The organism is Methanococcus maripaludis C5 (genome assembly GCF_000016125.1).
GTDB classification, from domain to species: domain Archaea; phylum AGJL01; class Methanococci; order Methanococcales; family Methanococcaceae; genus Methanococcus; species Methanococcus maripaludis_D.
The window spans coordinates 208,338-225,793 of sequence record NC_009135.1; the positions used below are offsets into that span (position 1 = coordinate 208,338).

General features: G+C 30.5%; 21 protein-coding genes. 14 read left to right on the forward strand and 7 right to left on the reverse strand.

Features of this window, described 5'->3' with window-relative positions:
• Positions 1 to 66: 66 nt before the first annotated feature.
• Both MMARC5_RS01210 and MMARC5_RS01215 read left to right on the forward strand, forming a co-directional pair.
• Positions 67 to 612 (forward strand): hypothetical protein, encoded by a 546-nt coding sequence (locus MMARC5_RS01210; RefSeq protein WP_011868012.1) that lies wholly within the window; start codon positions 67 to 69, stop codon positions 610 to 612.
• Positions 599 to 1,474, forward strand: coding sequence for a tyrosine-type recombinase/integrase (locus tag MMARC5_RS01215; protein ID WP_011868013.1), 876 nt, complete (start codon positions 599 to 601; stop codon positions 1,472 to 1,474). Before MMARC5_RS01210 ends, MMARC5_RS01215 begins: the two co-directional genes overlap by 14 nt.
• Positions 1,475 to 1,995: 521 nt before the next feature.
• Here the strand turns inward: MMARC5_RS01215 and MMARC5_RS01220 are convergent.
• The 4 genes from MMARC5_RS01220 to MMARC5_RS01235 form a co-directional block, all read right to left on the reverse strand.
• On the reverse strand, positions 1,996 to 2,385 hold the full coding sequence (locus MMARC5_RS01220) for a winged helix-turn-helix transcriptional regulator (protein WP_011868014.1): 390 nt from the start codon (positions 2,383 to 2,385) through the stop codon (positions 1,996 to 1,998).
• 32 nt (positions 2,386 to 2,417) lie between these two features.
• Positions 2,418 to 3,359 carry a DUF4352 domain-containing protein gene (locus MMARC5_RS01225; RefSeq protein WP_011868015.1) on the reverse strand — a complete coding sequence of 314 codons (942 nt, stop codon included), beginning with the start codon at positions 3,357 to 3,359 and terminating at the stop codon, positions 2,418 to 2,420.
• 156 nt (positions 3,360 to 3,515) lie between these two features.
• Positions 3,516 to 4,841, reverse strand: coding sequence for a hypothetical protein (locus MMARC5_RS01230; protein ID WP_011868016.1), 1,326 nt, complete (start codon positions 4,839 to 4,841; stop codon positions 3,516 to 3,518).
• 108 nt (positions 4,842 to 4,949) lie between these two features.
• Positions 4,950 to 5,342: a helix-turn-helix domain-containing protein gene (locus tag MMARC5_RS01235; protein WP_011868017.1), complete on the reverse strand. Its 393-nt coding sequence runs from the start codon at positions 5,340 to 5,342 to the stop codon at positions 4,950 to 4,952.
• A 225-nt stretch (positions 5,343 to 5,567) separates the two neighbouring features.
• Between MMARC5_RS01235 and MMARC5_RS09560 the strand changes: the two genes are divergently transcribed.
• The 10 genes from MMARC5_RS09560 (at position 5,568) to MMARC5_RS01275 (ending at position 12,688) form a co-directional block, all read left to right on the forward strand.
• Positions 5,568 to 5,696 (forward strand): DUF2080 family transposase-associated protein, encoded by a 129-nt coding sequence (locus MMARC5_RS09560; protein ID WP_011868018.1) that lies wholly within the window; start codon positions 5,568 to 5,570, stop codon positions 5,694 to 5,696.
• Complete coding sequence (locus tag MMARC5_RS01240; RefSeq protein ID WP_011868019.1) at positions 5,697 to 6,014, forward strand: hypothetical protein; 318 nt, start codon at positions 5,697 to 5,699, stop codon at positions 6,012 to 6,014. It begins immediately after the preceding gene.
• Complete coding sequence (locus tag MMARC5_RS01245; RefSeq protein WP_048058433.1) at positions 5,974 to 6,450, forward strand: hypothetical protein; 477 nt, start codon at positions 5,974 to 5,976, stop codon at positions 6,448 to 6,450. Before MMARC5_RS01240 ends, MMARC5_RS01245 begins: the two co-directional genes overlap by 41 nt.
• 26 nt (positions 6,451 to 6,476) lie before the next feature.
• Entirely contained in the window at positions 6,477 to 7,823 is a 1,347-nt protein-coding gene (locus MMARC5_RS01250) for a hypothetical protein (protein ID WP_011868021.1), read from the forward strand.
• Positions 7,824 to 7,895: 72 nt separating this feature from the next.
• Positions 7,896 to 8,054: a hypothetical protein gene (locus MMARC5_RS09625; RefSeq protein WP_011868022.1), complete on the forward strand. Its 159-nt coding sequence runs from the start codon at positions 7,896 to 7,898 to the stop codon at positions 8,052 to 8,054.
• Between the two features lie 7 nt (positions 8,055 to 8,061).
• The gene (locus MMARC5_RS01255; protein WP_011868023.1) at positions 8,062 to 8,412 is read left to right on the forward strand and encodes a hypothetical protein; all 351 of its coding nucleotides are present in this window, start codon (positions 8,062 to 8,064) and stop codon (positions 8,410 to 8,412) included.
• Positions 8,399 to 9,853 carry a hypothetical protein gene (locus MMARC5_RS01260; RefSeq protein WP_011868024.1) on the forward strand — a complete coding sequence of 485 codons (1,455 nt, stop codon included), beginning with the start codon at positions 8,399 to 8,401 and terminating at the stop codon, positions 9,851 to 9,853. The genes MMARC5_RS01255 and MMARC5_RS01260 overlap by 14 nt, the downstream gene beginning before the upstream one ends.
• Before the next feature lie 4 nt (positions 9,854 to 9,857).
• The gene (locus MMARC5_RS01265; protein ID WP_011868025.1) at positions 9,858 to 10,082 is read left to right on the forward strand and encodes a hypothetical protein; all 225 of its coding nucleotides are present in this window, start codon (positions 9,858 to 9,860) and stop codon (positions 10,080 to 10,082) included.
• The gene (locus MMARC5_RS01270) at positions 10,082 to 10,717 is read left to right on the forward strand and encodes a hypothetical protein (RefSeq protein WP_011868026.1); all 636 of its coding nucleotides are present in this window, start codon (positions 10,082 to 10,084) and stop codon (positions 10,715 to 10,717) included. The genes MMARC5_RS01265 and MMARC5_RS01270 overlap by 1 nt, the downstream gene beginning before the upstream one ends.
• A 1,176-nt stretch (positions 10,718 to 11,893) precedes the next feature.
• On the forward strand, positions 11,894 to 12,688 hold the full coding sequence (locus MMARC5_RS01275; RefSeq protein WP_011868027.1) for an RlmF-related methyltransferase: 795 nt from the start codon (positions 11,894 to 11,896) through the stop codon (positions 12,686 to 12,688).
• Positions 12,689 to 12,711: 23 nt separating this feature from the next.
• Here MMARC5_RS01275 and MMARC5_RS01280 read toward each other — a convergent pair whose 3' ends face one another.
• Together MMARC5_RS01280 and frhD are read right to left on the reverse strand one after the other, a co-directional pair.
• Entirely contained in the window at positions 12,712 to 12,906 is a 195-nt protein-coding gene (locus MMARC5_RS01280) for a hypothetical protein (protein ID WP_011868028.1), read from the reverse strand.
• A 127-nt stretch (positions 12,907 to 13,033) separates the two neighbouring features.
• Positions 13,034 to 13,516, reverse strand: a complete 483-nt coding sequence (frhD, locus tag MMARC5_RS01285; protein WP_011868029.1) for a coenzyme F420-reducing hydrogenase, FrhD protein — start codon at positions 13,514 to 13,516, stop codon at positions 13,034 to 13,036.
• A gap of 107 nt (positions 13,517 to 13,623) precedes the next feature.
• Between frhD and selB the strand changes: the two genes are divergently transcribed.
• Together selB and mvk are read left to right on the forward strand one after the other, a co-directional pair.
• Positions 13,624 to 15,030: a selenocysteine-specific translation elongation factor gene (gene selB / locus MMARC5_RS01290; protein WP_011868030.1), complete on the forward strand. Its 1,407-nt coding sequence runs from the start codon at positions 13,624 to 13,626 to the stop codon at positions 15,028 to 15,030.
• 10 nt (positions 15,031 to 15,040) lie between these two features.
• Entirely contained in the window at positions 15,041 to 15,994 is a 954-nt protein-coding gene (gene mvk, locus MMARC5_RS01295) for a mevalonate kinase (protein ID WP_011868031.1), read from the forward strand.
• A gap of 17 nt (positions 15,995 to 16,011) precedes the next feature.
• On the opposite strand, the gene MMARC5_RS01300 is transcribed toward mvk, so the two are convergent.
• The gene (locus tag MMARC5_RS01300) at positions 16,012 to 17,166 is read right to left on the reverse strand and encodes a GTPase (RefSeq protein WP_011868032.1); all 1,155 of its coding nucleotides are present in this window, start codon (positions 17,164 to 17,166) and stop codon (positions 16,012 to 16,014) included.
• Between the last annotated feature and the right edge of the window lie 290 nt (positions 17,167 to 17,456).

Genomic DNA, 17,456 nt, shown 5'->3' on the forward strand with positions numbered 1-17,456 from the left:
CTATCTGTGGTTAAGTACAGCATAAAATAACATTCGTAATATCGATGCCATATTCATGGTGAAATTATGTCAAGACCCGTCATATATGTATATTGCAGGGGCGATGAACAAAAAGAAGAATTTACTAAAATGGCAAAAAGAAATGGTTTTGAAAATACTTCAGAATATGCCAGAACTAGCATGATAATGTATGATAAATTAAAAGATATTTTAGAAACCTTAATGGGATTTGACAATAAATTAAATTCAATTGTTGATAAATTCGACAGTATTGAATCAAACATAGATGAATCAAACAATAAACTTGTCAAATCTCTTTCAGATATGAATTCAGAATTAAAAGTGCTTTCAACAAATGAGAAACGGCAAGATATGCTTTCTCAAATATTCAATATTATGTCAAGAATATACCCTCAAAGGTGTACCTTTGAAGAACTCGGCGAATATCTTGGAGTTCGTGAAAATGAATTTAAAAGAAATATTTTCTGGGAACTTGTAAATTCCAATCCCATATTTGATGAATATGTGGAAAGGGATGGAAACACATTAAGAGCCCGTTTAAATCCAAAAACTGGAAAATTCGGAATAGGTGAGATAGTTGAGGATTTATGATGGATTTAAATTTAAAGAACAAGACCAGAAAATAATTGATAACTATATGGCTTTCCGATCAGGACATTCAGATAAAACAGTTATAACAAACATTTCTGGAATCAGAATTTTTATGAGATTTCACAAAAACAAAACTTTTGATGAAATATCTCTTGAAGACGTGATAGAGTTTTACAGAAAACATGAATCTTCTGAAAACACAAAAATTCAATATCTTTCACGGTTAACCCTATTTTATAATTGGGGAATTAGTGAAAATTATTTTCTTAGAAATCCTGTTGAAAAGTTTCTCGTAACTTTAAGAAAAAGCAAAAAAGAACGGGAATATTTAACAAAAGAACAGACCAATTATTTACTTTCAAATGTTTTTGAATATGAATATCGGTTATTTCTTATGTTTTTCCTGCATACTGGAGTTAGAAACAGCGAATTTAGAAATTTAAAAATCCATGATGTAGATATGGATGAAAGAACCATTAGAATTTTAGGAAAAGGCAGGAAAGAAAGATATGTATTCATTGATAATGAATTGTATTCTTATCTTAAAATCTGGCTCATTCAAAGAGATTCAAAATTTCCAAAATCTGACCATTTCTTTGTAAACCGGCTTGGAAATCCTATACGATTAACACATCTTGTAAGTTTTACAGATTATTTAAACGAAGTTTCAAAAAATAAAATAGGTTTTCGAATTACACCGCATATCTTAAGACATACATTTGCAACACGCTGCATAGATATGGGAATGGACTTAAAGACCCTTTCTTTAATTTTGGGTCATGAAGACATAAAAACAACTTCGATTTATTTACACAAAAATAAGGAATCTTTAAAAAGAGAATTCTTACGTGTAATGAATTAAAATTATTCTTTTTTAAATTTTTAAGAGTTTTTAAAAGGTATAGACAAAGGAGTTGATATTTTACGCCTTGTCGTGTCAATATCCAAAATAAACCTCGTCCAAACACATTCACACTACTGAATATGTATCTCACCTCAGAGGTTATATTATACTTTTCATAATCTGATATTTATAAATTACTTAATTGAAAAATTTCGGTAATGTTTTTTAAGATTTTTTACTTAAATAGGGAGTAAAAATCATTCAGTTTTTACTCAATGTATGGCATTATTATTTATATTAAGTTTTTAAATGATAAATTACCCCTTTCCCTCAAAAGAAAGGGCCAAGGTATAGACAATAAAGGAGGTGATTTTTTTGACCGCCTTGTTAGTGTTGGCAGTTGTTTTACCCGTAATAGTTAAAATAACTGTTAAAATATATTTGAAATAAACTAATTATTTGGTAAGGGTCTACTTTTTAGTAGAACACTACCCCTTACCTATAACCAAAATTTACAAAATAACTTCAAATACTCTTTTTTATTCAATAACTTCAACTTCTCCAAATCCTATCATCTGGAAACTTTTCATCTCTCCGTCTTCAAAATAATAAACAGGAATATCTATATCAAATTCTTTTATTATTTTTCTTCCTTCTTTTTTTCTTATCAAACTCTTTTCTAATTCGTATAATCTGATGGAATGCACGCCTTTTTCAGTAAGTGAATAATAAGATTTCGTAATTATTAAATATTTCCGTTTTTCGTGCTTTAAAATTAAATTACAAGACTCTAATTCATTTAATATACTTTTTAAATAACTATTATCTATCTTAATTTCTTTTTTAAGACTGGAGTATTCAATTTTTCCATCAACTAACTGATAAAGAATTTCTTTTACGTGATTTTTAGCTAACAATTCAAGTAACATATTTGACCCTTAAAAGTTTAAAAATTAAATTTTTATTCAATGATTAACTTTTCATTGAATTTTGATGACTGCATTATTTTTATTCCGTAAACTTCATCCCAAGTTAAATTTATCGAATATTTTGTACTGCCCTGATGATTATAGTCGTAATTATATTTCAAATATACATATTCTGGCTTATCATAACTGCTATCTATTATTAAAGACCTTGTTTCAATTAATATATTCCTAACTTCTTTTAAAATGTCTTCTTCGTCCAGATAATTAGTTCTTTCAAAATATAGGTATAATGTACTTTCATTCAGTAGCGATCCTTCGTAATAATGTGAAAAATCACTTTCTTCAAATCCGGTATCAATATCGTTTGTAAGGGACAGTATGACCTCTTCATCGTCTTCAACTATTTCTTTTTCAAGGATTAAATCCCCATATTTTAATTTATAACCTACTGATCCAGTATATTCAATATGGTACCATCTTGAATTTTCTGGAAGTTCATAGACCAATATCCCGTAAGTTTTACCGCCATTTTTCAAAGTTACCGATTTTAAAAGATCCGGTATATTGTAGTTAAAATAACTTGGAGTATATGACACATTATCTACTACAACCTTGTAATTATACGGATTAACTTTAAATTCGTCATATCCATAATTTTCAATTTCTAAACTAACTATCATAAACTCCTTATCAGGATTTGCATATTTTGTAAACCTGAAGCTATCATAGAGATAATTAAAATAATATGAAGACACCGCACTACGGTTTATTAAAATATACTTTTCACTAACTGCTTTTACATTTTCAGAGTTATTCTGGTTACTAGTTGAAACAGTAGATGAAACAATATTTTCTGAATTTGAATTATTTTCGGCTGGAGCAATCATTAAAAGACCTGCAACGGTTACAACTCCACCTAAAACCATTAAAAAAATAATTCCAAATAAAATAACTAATTTTTTACGAATTGTCATCAAAACCCCTTTTTTATCATTTTAAACCTGAATGGATATCCATTTGTTAAAAATCGTATAAATAATTTAAAGGTTTAATCGTGGATTTTATTAAAATTTAAAAAAAGAGTAATTTTTGAATTTAATTGGAATGGTTATTAAAATTTAAAAATATGGTTATTTTTCTGAAATTTCCCCTTTCCAATTCTTTTTTAATTCTATGACATGTTCAATGGTCTTTTGAATGTTTTCTAAATTATTACCATTTTTGGTTAAATATTCATAAATTGTTTTTATTTCATTAAGAGAATACGAATTTAACTCTTTTATTAAAAATTCAATCAGATTATCAACACAGTATTTTAGTGCATTTCTATCATATTGGGAAATAGATCCGCCTTCATGAATAAAATTGTTTCTAACAGTATACAGATTTTCAATAACATGGGCATATAATGGATTTCTTTCATTAAATAATGCTTTTGAAATTTTAGGGATCATGTCATGTTTTCCTATATCGGACACCATTGTTGCTCGTTCCAATGCCACCCATAAATTAAAAAAGGAATCCGTCTTTTTATCTTGATAAACCCCGCAAGCATAGTTTGTAAATATTTCTTCTAGTTTTTTTTGAATATCCGGACGTTTTGAATTATAGAATTGGATTAAATAATTTAATTCTGTTTCATAAAACTTTTCAATAGGTATAATACAGTCTTTTGGTATTCTTTTACGGGTTATGTCTCCCACAAATACAGTAACAAATTGGGTACCTATTGTTTCTATCATTATTTGCGGATATATTGGGAATATGGCTTCGGTTGGGCCTTTAAGTGTTCTGTAGCTTGAATTTTTGGTAATAACATATGCAACCATGCCAATGAATAAATTTTGAATTTTACGTGCAGTTAGGCATGCATGGGCATCTGTCTGACTATTAACAGTTATTTTTAAAAATTCACTTTCATCGAAATTCACATTTATTTCACATTGCGGGTCTATTTCATGGGCTTTTTTGATACTTTCGTTTAATTTTGGCTGATTTATAATCCCTTTTATCTTCCTATATTTCACAATTTCTGCACAAAAATTTCTACATTTTATTTTTTCAATGGTGAATTCAGTTTTTAAATTTAGTGGAATGTACATTTCATACAGAGTATATTGCTTAAACTCACTTTTTAACGATTTAATTTTTAAATCAAGAATATTTTTGAATTCATTATAATTATTCAAGTTTTTAGTTTTTAGTTCAGTTAAAACATCAAGAATAAGTTCAAAATTGTTAATATCACTTGAAATCATCGTACAGTATTTTAAATCCGTTATTTTTTTAGAAATATTTTCATCTTTGAGTAATTCATAATTTAATAATGATAAATAAGTTTCAAATTCAAAAAGGCTTTTATCTTTTCTAATTTCGAGCTTATTTTCATGAATATAAGTTAAATCTAAAATTTTGTTAATAATTTTAGACATTTCATTATCTGGAAGTTTCTCCATTTCCACACCTTTAATAAAATTTCCCTCAATCAATAAACATAAATATCCAATATTCAATCAAAATAAACCTTAATTTCAATAAAAACAAAAAAATCAATATCAATTTTACTATTTTTGAAAACTGTTATTGCTCATAAAGTTGTTATTTATGTTTATATTTCCAATATTTTGGTTATTGTTACCGATAATGCAGGTTGTTAAATCATTTGACTTTTTTTCTTTTTCCTTTACCATTTTGTCTTCTTTTTGATATATTTCAACAGCCATTTTTCCCAAATTTGTTAAACTATAATAATTCTTAGGAATTCTTCCGTCGTCGTCTGTTTCTTCAGTTCTTTTGTTTACAAGACTTTCTTCCTGTAATTCTGATAAAATTCTACTTAAATTACTTTTAGGTTTATCTAATTCCTTTTGAATTTGACCGAAGTATAATTCATCGTATTCATTCAAAAGCATTAGAATTTCTTTTGCATTTGACTTGGATAAAATTTTTAGGAACATTTTTACCCCTTTTTAAGTTCCGTAATTATTTAATGTTATATTTTATGTTTCCATTTGAATAAATTATAATATTATCAATATTTCATCCGTTACTAATTTTGGAAACATTTATATAGGCGGATATCCACAATTATTATTGTTACCAATACTGGAAACGGTTAATAAGTTGGTAACAACCCACCCCTCACTAAAAAAATACTCACAAAAACCAAAAAAGAGGCGATAATGAAAAAAGAAAAAATCATCGAAAAAACGGTTAAACCTTCCGGAAACACCGGACACATAACCTTACCTAAAAAATACATTGGAAAAAAGGTTAAAATCAAAATTCAAGGTGAACACAAAGATGATTAAATGACTCTAAAAAGACTCGATATTTCAATTGTACCCAAAATCATTACAATTCGAGAAATAGGCGAAATTGAACTAAAAGATGTTCAAAAATTCAACATTACGGGCGAAAGGCTCAACGAAGAAACAAAAAAATTTGTAAAATGCATAGTACAACACGAAGAAGAATTTTATCAAATGCTGTTACCTGACCACAATTTTAAATTTTATGAAAAAATCGAGGTTAAAAGAAATTTAACCGGAATAGAAATCAAAAGACTCGAAAAAAGGGTGAACGAACATGAAAATACCGGATTTATCAAAAATACCAGCAAATGTTGAACAAAAAGCAGGACTAGTGACCGTAAAATTTATTGCAGGTTCTGAAGCTGTCGATGTACTCGACCCTGCAACAGGTCAGCCAATCAAAACCAAAGAAGGCTGGAATAAAAAAGACTGGGTTGTTTCAAAAAGACAGATGGGAAAAGTTACATTAACAAAAGGAACCGGTTCTACAAAAAAATACATGGAATTAACTTACCTCGAATTTAAAGAATTAACTGAAATGAACAGTAAACCCCAATCAAAAGAGTTAATCCAATATTACTCGATGGTTGAAGCACTCTACAACATGAAAAATCTCGTTGCAGCAGGGGCCAGTAAAGACTTCATAATGAAAAATGTTAAGGAACTCGGATACCCTGAAAGTCTCGCTAAATTAATCATATTTGGCGAAATTGTTTCAGATGAGCCAAAAAATGAAGAAATAAAGGCTTAAAAAATCCATTTTTTAACTTTTAAAAGGTGTCTTCTATCAAACCTCCAGCACTCACAGAAGAAGAGCACAAAAGAGTTTCTTATGAAGCCGTAAGGAAAAGAAACCTCCTTGAAAAAATCAAGGAAAACAATCAGAAAAGACCGCCTACCCTTGCATATCCCAGAATATCACTTGATAGGGTAATGTTTTCAGTATTTTCTCATGACATTTTCAAATTTGTTTATGATAACAAATACGACCCCGCAGAAATACAGCACCGGATAAACGGTGTTTTGCAAGACCTCAAAGAAAATGGAATTGAGAATTTAGATGTCGAACTTCCAAAAAAACAGCATATGAAATACAGAAAAGATGTTTTCATAAAATACGAGCAGTTCAAACAGAATATGATTGACCATAAGGGATATTCTAACGGTCTTCACTTCTCTTTATGCGATTTTGAAGGTGAATCTATTTTCTGGATTACTATATCGATGAGAGAACCTCATTTAGCTGTTGTATATATTAATTTCCAAAAATACTACCGCTATAAAAATAAAATCGATAAACCTGTTGGCGGATTCTTCGACACTAACTTTTTAGATATTTCTTATGATAATCGGGATAAAATATTTAATGATTTTGCAAAATTATTCCTCAGCGTAAAGAATGAGATAAAAAAGGCATATAAAAGTCTTATTTATCAACTATTCGGCTACGATTTGGAAGAAGTTGATGTTATACCCTCAACTGTGGAAATACCTCTTGAATATTTAGGAAATGACGTTTCTGAATACGAATGGCTGACAGATGAAGCTGTTTGTAAGACCGTTTTAAAATATACTGACCTTACACACACGATTTACTTTAATAAGAACTGGAAAAAGCTTTTAATTCAAATGAAGCTTTACCAAAAAGCGGCAGGAATTGCACGTTTAGAGCTTACAGTTCATAAAAATTTCGCATCTCATTATTTCTGTGAAACTGACCTCGAAACACTAAAAGACAAGATTAAAATGTGTATCGATGATGTTTTAGCATACTATGAGTTATCACTTCACGAAATAAAGCCAGTAAAACTCGACCATGACGAAATAGTCGAACAAATTGCCCTTTCCATGTCACTTGAAAAAGAACTTTTAATGACCCTGATTTATAATGACGTTGGCGAACTCACATTTTCAGCAGATAATCAAGGTTTAAGAACTCGACTTTTAAAGCGTGGATTGATTGAAAAGGGTGACAAAAGGGGAGTTTATAAAAAAACTAATCTTTTGAGCTTCTTAAAAGCCTCTCTTGGTAAATACTTTGTTTGTGAAAAATGCGGATTTTTAATGATGAAAAAAGCTCGTGGATATGTCTGTCCAGTTTGCAGTAACAAAAAGAGTTTTTGAAATCAAGGGATAAAATGACTTTCAAACTATCAAAAGCGTTTAAAAATGTTCCATTTGTCAAAGGTTGATAATATGGACATTGAAGTTTACAGCCATATCAAAAATGGCATTTTAATTTTTGAAATCGAAATTCCTGCAAATGACCGACTTACAAATCCAAAAATGATTATGGAAGCTGTAAGCGTTTTAAAAAGATTTGCAGAAGAAAAAAGGGAAAAAATGTTTTTTTAGGGATATAATGATTGCATTTATAACAGAAATTCCAAAAAATAATCATATTTTCGAAGACAGTAGTGTGTATCATGTAAATTCTAAATTAAAAGAAATTGCAATGGATAGAATAAAATATATGATGGATTCATGCAAATTTGATGATTCAATTGAAAATATACTTGATTCTAACAATATCGCTTATGATTCAGATGATATCGATATAACTATTTCTGTTGGAATCGAAACAAGAAAAAGACACGTTTTAGGTCTTAGATTAGTTAAAAAATCGGGTTATATAACTTATAAAATGATTTCTCAAAATTCTTCAAAATATGATTTAAACCCGGTTGTGAGTTGGGAAGATGAAGCATTTTAAAAAACTATTTTTCATCCTGCTTTTTTTAATTCCTTTCGTAAATGCAGATGAAGGAGAAGACTATTCAGATGTTTCAAGTTATGAAGCTTTAAATTCTTTTACTGATTCTTCAGGAAGTGATATTTACACGGTAGACGGCTGTGATATAGTTTCTTTTAAGTATAATACAACTACAAAAGAGCTTAACTTTGAGATTTATAACTCAAATTCTCACTCTGTTACAATGACCGCATATGATATTTATTCTAAAAGGAATACCGAGATTACTTTAGACCCCGGAAGGAACTATAAAGAATTTCACTCAGTTCAATTAAAATCGGGTCGTTTCTGTTTTGTGTTTTGGAAAGAGGGTGGAAACATGGCAATTGTAAAAGAGTTTGCAACTCCTTTAACTTTGCAGCAGAAATTCTATATTGCTTCATCAAATGCTTTAGGGTTTCTAAGTCTTCAGTCCGGTTTTTTATTTGCCTTTTTGGTAGTATTTGGACAATTAACAATTAAAGAACTGCTTTATAAAAGAATGTTAATTGATTACTGGAAACAAGGCTGTTATGTTTTAATTTTGGGCTTTGTAGGGTTAATTGCTGCAATGCTTTCAATTAAATATGGCTTACCTTTCAGTATGTACGAAGTATTAACGATTGAAAAATGGAAATTTGTTTTAAAATTGCCGTTTTTTGATTTCTCAAACTGGAACTTGCTTTATTTAATATCTTATTTCAACTGGATATACCCATTAGCTTTAATAATCGGTTATTCGTTAGGTTTTAAGCTTTCCAAGCCCGAATACATCAACATTTGGTACATGAATTTTAAAAGTAACATGAGAGATATTAAAATCCTTCCTGTATCTTGGGAAAGAGATATTGCTCGTGTTCGATGGGATGATGGAAAAATTAGGGTTTTGAGAATGCCACACGTAAACGCTACTAAGTATATAAATCCAATGACTGGAAACCTTGAAGACCTTTATGAAGTTACTTCATTTGAGCTTCACGATACTGAAGAAAAAGTTTACAATGAATCAACTGCAATCAACAGGATTTTAACATGGTTTGAAAAATTCGTTGATTGGGTAAAAGATTATTTTGGAAGGATTCACGGGGTTGTAACAATAGATTTCAGTAAAATAATGAATAAAACGGTTGCTGAATCAATATTTTTACACGATAACCTTGAAACAATTGCCGAAGAAGTTAATAACTGGGCTAAAAAGTTCTATAATGAAAAATATCAAAAATCAATTAAAGCTCAGGAGTTTACGGCTGTGGCAGTTGAGAAAATTGCAAGAGATTTAAACCCTCTCGCAATGGAAAATGCAACAGACATTCTCGGAGATATTGAAGATTTCTTTGATAAAGGAATAGACATATTCAAAAAAGATGAAAAGGATGATATTAATGAGCCTGACGGAGATGGAACTGAAAATACTGGTCAATAGTTTTATGTCCTTTGAATATGTTTCAAGAGATAACGATATTTTAATGTCTGCGATGGCAAAAGTGAGTAAAAAAATTAGAACAATATGGATGGCTAACCGACTTAGAAGACTCGTTTCTTTAAAACCCGAACTTTACCCGATATATATAAAAGCAACAGGGGATAAAAACTCATTTAAGAGCTTTATTTCAGCACTTGAAAATGAAAGAATGAAAGAGGAAACGAAATAATGGTTAATTCGGCTTTATATGGTGAATACGATTTAAGTTTGATGAAAGAGCATACTCTTGCAAAAAGTTTAGGTTTTGATGTAGAAATTGATTTTTCAGATTCGGAAATATCTATACTTGAACTTGTAGATATGTATAAGCCCTATAATGAACATCTTTCTATCTGTATCGATGGAAAACGTGGTTCTTTTAAGACTACTCACTTAATTGCAATGCATGAAGAATGTAAAAAATTAGGTTTAAAATCCGTATTTATCAAAACAAAAGCCGACTTTGAAAAATTAAAAGGTAGAAGGGATTTAGATATCGTATTTATTGATGATATCGCTAAATACTTCTATAAAAGGGATGGAGCAACTAAAATAAATAAAGCATTTGCGAAGATTTTGCAGATGGTAAGAACTATTGTTCCTGTTATTATTGCAACTACTCCCGATTTATCTCTTTTAGATAAAGATGGTAGGGCTTTCTTTATTGAAGCTTACGTTTTAAGAAAAGGAACTATTTCAATGATGGGTGTAAATATCGGAGTTGAAGCCCCAAATATTGAATTTTATAATGGATTTAAGGACAAAGAACATGATACTCGGTTTAAAGAATTTGATGAACTTGTAGGTATTATTTCACAGAATTAATTTATTCGCGTTTTTTATTTATTTTGCAATTATTTATATATTCTCGAAACAATCTATTATACGGGGATGGTCACCCAGATAAATTCGGAATATGGTTTCTAGTGGTCTTTTGAATATCGAGATGCATTTAATTATTACCGTTTAAACTTGTTTTTTCAGTCATATATTAATTATTTCTATTTTAAACCTAGCCTGTTCTTTTTACACTTATTAATCTTTATTCTATACTTTATTCGTATTTTATCTCATAATTACTTTCTATTTTTACCTTAAAATCTTCTTCTGAGGTATGGCATGGAGTAAGTAAAACTAATTCATATTCTAAAAATTTAAAAAATAATTTACAACTAAATCGTTGCTTTAAACATATCCAAATCAAATAAAGCGATTAATTTAAAACATTCTTAAAAATAAAATCAAGTTACTTTCTATTTTTTACACGTTTCTGTAACGTTTCGGAGTTATCCCAACCCGAAGGGAATAAAATCAATCTGCCCAAAGCACAAAAATCGCCATTAGGCGACATATACCCAAAGGGTATATAAGCCATGGCTTGACCTCTGGAAATTCCTAATTTGCGTGGGCTACCGTCGAAAAACCGAACTCCCTAAAAATAAAATCAATCATCGGTTTTTCAGGTAGGTCTGAGCAGGTCAAGACCTGCGAAAGCAAATGAACCATTTGACCGGAGTGTTAAAATCCAAGCTTAATTAAATGAATTGCGACAGCAATTCTTAACTCCGATAAAATCAATCTGCCAAAAGGCACTTTTCGAAGGGCGAAGCCCTTCCCCCGGTGTGGTAGCCCGACACCCGTGTCGGGCGTAACCCCCTGCCCCGAAGTTATGAAGTTCCGCCCGACAGGGCTATTACTAGATAGTCATACTTTGTAAGTGAAATTAGGCGATAACTCAAAAAAAGCCCTAATTAAAAACCCTTAAAAATCATATTGTTTTAATCGTTTAATCTGTTAAACTCTTTATTTTAAAAAAATAATCGTTCTATAAATATCCGTTTTCCTGCCGTTTTAGAGCTAACGAAGACCATTGAATATTGTCAATGTTATAAACTTAAAATATCGTAATACTGTTTTTATCATGTATCACACGACATACATAATTATATAGTTTTTTATATCATTGTACCATCAATCCTTTTAAAATAAAATGTGAAAACCATGAAACAGGAACCTCTAGAACTCGGACTGAAAATTGAAGATGCAATTTTGGTAAATGAAAAGTTGAAAGATTTTGTAGTTTACAAGTCTGGAAAACCAAGAATCGATTTTAAGAATAAAGAAGCAATGAAAGAATATAATATTGCAATATTAAGACATGTTTTTGGATTAGATATGGATTTTCATGAAGACGCACTCATTCCGACACCCATTAACAGATATTTATTTATAAAAAATATTTTTGATGAAAAAGAGGATATTAAAGAGGTTCTCGAGATTGGAACGGGTTCGGGAATCATCTCAATATTGATTGCAAAATATTTTGAGTGTAATGTCACTGCAACAGACACAGTTTTTGATTATTTGAAAATTGCAGAAGAAAACATATCAAAAAATAATCTCAATTCAAAAATAAATCTGGTAGATTCAAAAGGAAAAATAATTTTTGATATTCCTGAATTAAAAAACAAAAAATTCGATTTAATTATTTCTTACCCTCCATACTATGCAGATAATTCGGTTGCATCGAAAAGAAGTTTTGGGGGAGCTTTTGCAAGTGAAGTTGAATTGATTGGTGGTGGAAGTTACGGGGAAGTATTTTCTCAAAAAATAATTCAGGAAGGAATGAATTATTTGAATAACGGCGGAATCATTGCAATAATGTTTCCAGAAAAGCCTTTTGAGCGAAGAAAACTTGTCGAAGATAAAATTTTGGAACTTGGATTGACTCTTGAAAAATCGGAAATAACGACTGGAAAAAGAATCAGGCACATCATAAAAGCCAAAAATGAATAAAATCGAAGAATTTATTTGTAGTTTTACAATATATTGTACCCCAATATTTCTATTTTTGAAAGAATTTCAAAAGATTTATCTTTGATTCTTGGTGTGACTACCCCATATTTTTTTAAAAGCATTTCTTTTGCTTCAAAAGGATTTTCAGCTTCAACAATTTCTGTCTTTACACTATCCTCATCGCCCGTGAAAAAAAGCTTTATTTTGTAACTTTTCATAAATTCCCCCTCTAAAAAACCAATAATAAATTTGTGTTTCAAATGGGTTAATGTAATTTTTGATTGATCAAAATTAATTATTAAAAAAAGTATTTTTAGATATTTTTTAATTCTTAAATTTATTCGGTTATTCGCTTATTTTTTCAAGAACCAGTTTTACTGCACCATCAAGGGACGCTTTAACTTCATCAGTTAAACCAACTTCGATATCAGGCATTGTTACTCGTTTTGCTTGACATCCGATAACTGTTACATCGATTCCAGATTCTTGTGCTTTTATTAAATAGTCTGAAAGTGGCATATCGTGTGCATCAAAGGTGTATTTGTCTATTTTTGTGAGTTCATCAGTCGAGAGTATTTTTAGGGTTCCGGGAGGAAGCTGAAAATCAATGATATCAACAATAATTATTTTTTTAGTAACGCACTCTTCATCCATTATGGACATTAAATAGTACGGCGCTCCAGTTCCCGCATCGATTATCCCAACGTTTTCGGGAAGTTCCATCTTTTCGAGCTTTGAAATTACTTCGTATCCAAAACCATCGTCTGCAAATACTAAATTTCCGCAACCAAAAACTAAGATTTCGTATTTTAAAGAATCGGGAATCATATTCATCACCAAAAAAATCAGTTCAAAATTTATTTATCCTTTTATATCTAAGTGAATATATAATCAAGGTATATTATGTTATAGGAATCGGTATCAAGGTAATGAAAATGGACTTTAAAAATATCAATCTCGGAATTTTTGGACACATCGATCATGGAAAAACAACACTTTCAAAAGTTTTAACTGAAATCGCATCAACTTCAGCACACGATAAACTGCCGGAATCTCAAAAACGTGGAATTACAATAGATATCGGGTTTTCAGCATTTAAACTTGAAAATTACCGAATAACTTTAGTTGATGCACCGGGACACGCAGATTTAATTCGTGCTGTTGTAAGTGCTGCAGATATAATCGATCTTGCATTGATTGTGGCTGATGCAAAAGAAGGGCCAAAAACCCAGACTGGGGAACACATGTTAATCCTTGACCACTTTAACATCCCAACAATCGTTGTGATTACAAAGTCAGATAATGCACAAAATGAAGAGATTAAAAGAACTGAAATGTTTATGAAGTCCATTTTGCAATCAACACAAAATTTAAAAAACAGCCCACTTATTCCAATCTCTGCAAAAACAGGATTTGGTGTGGACGAACTTAAAAATTTAATAGTAAATATGTTGAATAGTACGGAAATTATTAGAAATACCGACAGCTATTTTAAAATGCCACTTGATCACGCATTTCCTATAAAAGGGGCAGGAACTGTTGTAACCGGAACTATCAACAAGGGAATTGTGAAAGTTGGTGATGAATTAAAAGTTCTTCCAATAAATATGTCTACGAAAGTTAGAAGCATACAGTGCTTTAAAGAAAGCGTTATGGAAGCAAAGGCAGGGGATAGGGTTGGAATGGCAATTCAGGGAGTTGAATCAAAACAGATCTATCGAGGATGTATTTTAACTTCGAAAGATACCAAATTACAGACTGTTGATAAAATAGTTGCTAAAATAAGAATTTCAGATATTTTCAAGTACAATTTAACTCCGAAGATGAAAGTCCACTTAAATGTCGGAATGTTGATAGTTCCTGCAGTTGTAGTGCCTTTTAAAAAAGTAAAATTTGGCAAATCGGAAGAAAATGTAATTTTAAATGAAGTAGTTTCTGGAGACGAATGCTACTGTGCATTCGAACTTGAGGAAAAGGTGTTAGCGGAAGTTGGAGATAGGGTTTTAATTACAAGGCTTGATCTTCCACCAACAACACTTAGAATCTGTGGCCATGGTTTAATCGAGGAATTTAAGCCAATAAAAGATTTAAATATTAAAAAAGAAGTATTGCGCGAAGGAAAAGTTAAAATTGATAAAGGAAGGACGGTAATCGATGAACTAGCTCAATCAAAGGTTGCAGCTGAAAAATTGATTGGTGAAGAAATATCTATTGGTGGAAAAGATGTTGTTGGAAAAATAAAAGGAACTTTTGGAACAAAGGGACTTTTAACTGCAGAATTTAGCGGAACTGTTGAAAACCGTGATAAAGTCCTATTAAATAGGCTTAGAAGATGGGGTTAAGGTGGATTAGATGAAAAAGATAAAAACCCCCTCAAAAATCATATTGTTTGGGGAACACGCGGTAGTTGATGGATATCCTGCAATTTCAATGGCACTTGATTTAAAAACAACTGGCGAAATTGAAGAAAATTCAGATACAATTTCGATAGATCTTGTAGATCTAAACGAAATTTTTGAAATAACTCCAGAATTAATTAAAAATTTAGAAATTTCAAATTTCAGCCCTGCGTTAAAGTATGTAATTTGCGCTGTAAAATCTGTAATATTTTATTTATCCGAATTTAAAGATTTAAAAGAGATAAAACCTTTTAAATTAAAACTATATTCTGAAATACCGCTTAGTTGTGGATTGGGCTCATCTGCATCTGTAGTTGTAACTGTTATTCGTTCAATTTCAAATTTTTATGGAATTGAATTGGACAATGATGAAACAATAAATCTTGCATATTCTGTCGAAAAAGAGGTTCAGGGGAGAGCAAGTGTGACTGACACTGCAACAATTTCTCTAGGGGGAATGATTGAAATTATAAATGGTGAATACAAACCAATGCCAAAAGACTTGGAAGAATTTATAAAAACTTGCAAGTTTTTGGTTGTGAATGTTGAAGAAAGGACAAGAAAAACTGCAGAACTTGTACACGATGTTTCAAAGCACCCTGAAAAAGAGCAGATTTTTGAAGAAATTGGAAATATAATTCAAAAGGTAAGGCAAGTTACAGAAAAAGCAGAACTTGGAAAATTGATGAATGAAAATCATGAACTCCTTCGAAAATTTGGAATTTCAACTGAAAAATTAGATTTAGTTGCAAAAGCAGGTCAAAAATATGGTTACGGGGGAAAATTAACTGGTGCCGGAGGAGGGGGTTCTGCAATAATACTTTTAAAAGAAGATCAAAATGAACTTTTAAACGAACTAAAAAAAATAGGGGTAATTGGAATTTACGAATGCAAAATGGCCAATTAAAATATTAATTTTATCTTTTACCTTTTTTCGCCTACTCCAACGTAAATTCTATGCTTTCCAATTCTTCCACCGCCAAGAGAATACAGTTCAATATCGTCTGTTCTTGCAAGTTCTTCAACTTTTTTTCGACCAGTATCTCTTGATTTTTCAGAAAACGAAATAATTACAAAAGCATCATCTAATTCTTTTATTCCAATGACTGGTCTTGTATTCATTCTTCCAAGTTCATCTATATTTTCAAGATGCGAGATAATCTGATCAGCGTCATTGATAAATGGGAAGTTTTCAAGATTTTTTGTTATAAAATCAATGTTTTTAGTTCTTTTCTGTTCGTATTTTTTTAAGTTCATTCGGTGGTAGTTTAATTTACCGTTTTGGAACTCTCGAATTATGCTTTTTGAAGTCCTATCTATGTCAATTTTACCGTCTTTTGTAAGGAAATTTAGTTTAGTTCCAATTTTTTCAAGAAGTTCCATATTTATGTCTTCTCCGATATCAAAACCATAATATTCTTTCAAAATCGTGTTATCAAAGGTATGAATACGATTTAATATCTTTAATGCCGGGGATATAACATCATCGGCCTTTTCATACCTCAATGCACCTGAAATTACGAGTTCATCTTCATCTTTTGGTTCAATTATTCCTGGAGAATCGAGTAATTTGATATCTTTTGTTAATTTTACCCACTGTTCTCCAACCGTAAGTCCTGCGGTAAGTCCACTTCTTGCACTTTTTTTACCCGTCAGTGCATTGATTACTGATGATTTTCCAACGTTTGGGTAGCCTACGATTCCAACTTGGCCGTATTTTATATTGTTTGAATTTAAATAAACTTTAATTTCGTCCCTTAACATTTTTGTACCCAATTTTTCTTTGGCACTGACAAAAACTACAGAAGAATCGGGGTTTTCAGATTTGAATTGTTCTTTCCATTTTTCGAGAATTTTTTTTGGAACTAAATCTGATTTGTTAATTACGTAAATTAATTTTTTATTTTTTTCAATGGTGTATTTTTCAAGAGCCCTGTTTCGGGTAGTTTCGGGATCCCTTGCATCAACAACGAGAAGCACGATATTGCATTCGTATATGATTTTGTGAACCATTCTTTTCATGGGAATTTTGTTTTCCATATTATCCATCTTTAGGTGTTTTACTGAGTTATTTAACATAATCTGACTTCGTATATAATATAGCCTGTCGATCTAAAATAATATAAAATTTGAAAAATGTCTTTAATTTTAGTTTTAACTTTAAACATATATTGGGTAATTAAATTTTAGAAGAAAGTGATGACAATTGTTATTAAACTAGGCCAATAAATCTTTTAAATATTATTTGGTCCATTTTAATGCATTTTTGCGGTTAATCCCCCCCATCTCTCACATAACTTATATATAGCATAATATGAAAATAGTATATTGCACTTGCTTGTGGACAACATACAGGTGCTATTATCGTT

What these genes read in the sequence shown, in the direction of transcription:
- MMARC5_RS01220 (WP_011868014.1), bottom strand. Translation starts at nt 2,385, where the DNA reads ATGTTACTTGAATTGTTAGCTAAAAATCACGTAAAAGAAATTCTTTAT.
- MMARC5_RS01300 (WP_011868032.1), bottom strand. Translation starts at nt 17,166, where the DNA reads ATGTTAAATAACTCAGTAAAACACCTAAAGATGGATAATATGGAAAAC.
- MMARC5_RS09625 (WP_011868022.1), top strand. Translation starts at nt 7,896, where the DNA reads ATGGACATTGAAGTTTACAGCCATATCAAAAATGGCATTTTAATTTTT.
- MMARC5_RS01275 (WP_011868027.1), top strand. Translation starts at nt 11,894, where the DNA reads ATGAAACAGGAACCTCTAGAACTCGGACTGAAAATTGAAGATGCAATT.
- MMARC5_RS01225 (WP_011868015.1), bottom strand. Translation starts at nt 3,359, where the DNA reads ATGACAATTCGTAAAAAATTAGTTATTTTATTTGGAATTATTTTTTTA.
- MMARC5_RS01280 (WP_011868028.1), bottom strand. Translation starts at nt 12,906, where the DNA reads ATGAAAAGTTACAAAATAAAGCTTTTTTTCACGGGCGATGAGGATAGT.
- MMARC5_RS01270 (WP_011868026.1), top strand. Translation starts at nt 10,082, where the DNA reads ATGGTTAATTCGGCTTTATATGGTGAATACGATTTAAGTTTGATGAAA.
- MMARC5_RS09560 (WP_011868018.1), top strand. Translation starts at nt 5,568, where the DNA reads ATGAAAAAAGAAAAAATCATCGAAAAAACGGTTAAACCTTCCGGAAAC.
- MMARC5_RS01240 (WP_011868019.1), top strand. Translation starts at nt 5,697, where the DNA reads ATGACTCTAAAAAGACTCGATATTTCAATTGTACCCAAAATCATTACA.
- selB (WP_011868030.1), top strand. Translation starts at nt 13,624, where the DNA reads ATGGACTTTAAAAATATCAATCTCGGAATTTTTGGACACATCGATCAT.
- frhD (WP_011868029.1), bottom strand. Translation starts at nt 13,516, where the DNA reads ATGATTCCCGATTCTTTAAAATACGAAATCTTAGTTTTTGGTTGCGGA.
- MMARC5_RS01230 (WP_011868016.1), bottom strand. Translation starts at nt 4,841, where the DNA reads ATGGAGAAACTTCCAGATAATGAAATGTCTAAAATTATTAACAAAATT.
- mvk (WP_011868031.1), top strand. Translation starts at nt 15,041, where the DNA reads ATGAAAAAGATAAAAACCCCCTCAAAAATCATATTGTTTGGGGAACAC.
- MMARC5_RS01265 (WP_011868025.1), top strand. Translation starts at nt 9,858, where the DNA reads ATGTCCTTTGAATATGTTTCAAGAGATAACGATATTTTAATGTCTGCG.
- MMARC5_RS01260 (WP_011868024.1), top strand. Translation starts at nt 8,399, where the DNA reads ATGAAGCATTTTAAAAAACTATTTTTCATCCTGCTTTTTTTAATTCCT.
- MMARC5_RS01210 (WP_011868012.1), top strand. Translation starts at nt 67, where the DNA reads ATGTCAAGACCCGTCATATATGTATATTGCAGGGGCGATGAACAAAAA.
- MMARC5_RS01245 (WP_048058433.1), top strand. Translation starts at nt 5,974, where the DNA reads ATGAAAATACCGGATTTATCAAAAATACCAGCAAATGTTGAACAAAAA.
- MMARC5_RS01235 (WP_011868017.1), bottom strand. Translation starts at nt 5,342, where the DNA reads ATGTTCCTAAAAATTTTATCCAAGTCAAATGCAAAAGAAATTCTAATG.
- MMARC5_RS01255 (WP_011868023.1), top strand. Translation starts at nt 8,062, where the DNA reads ATGATTGCATTTATAACAGAAATTCCAAAAAATAATCATATTTTCGAA.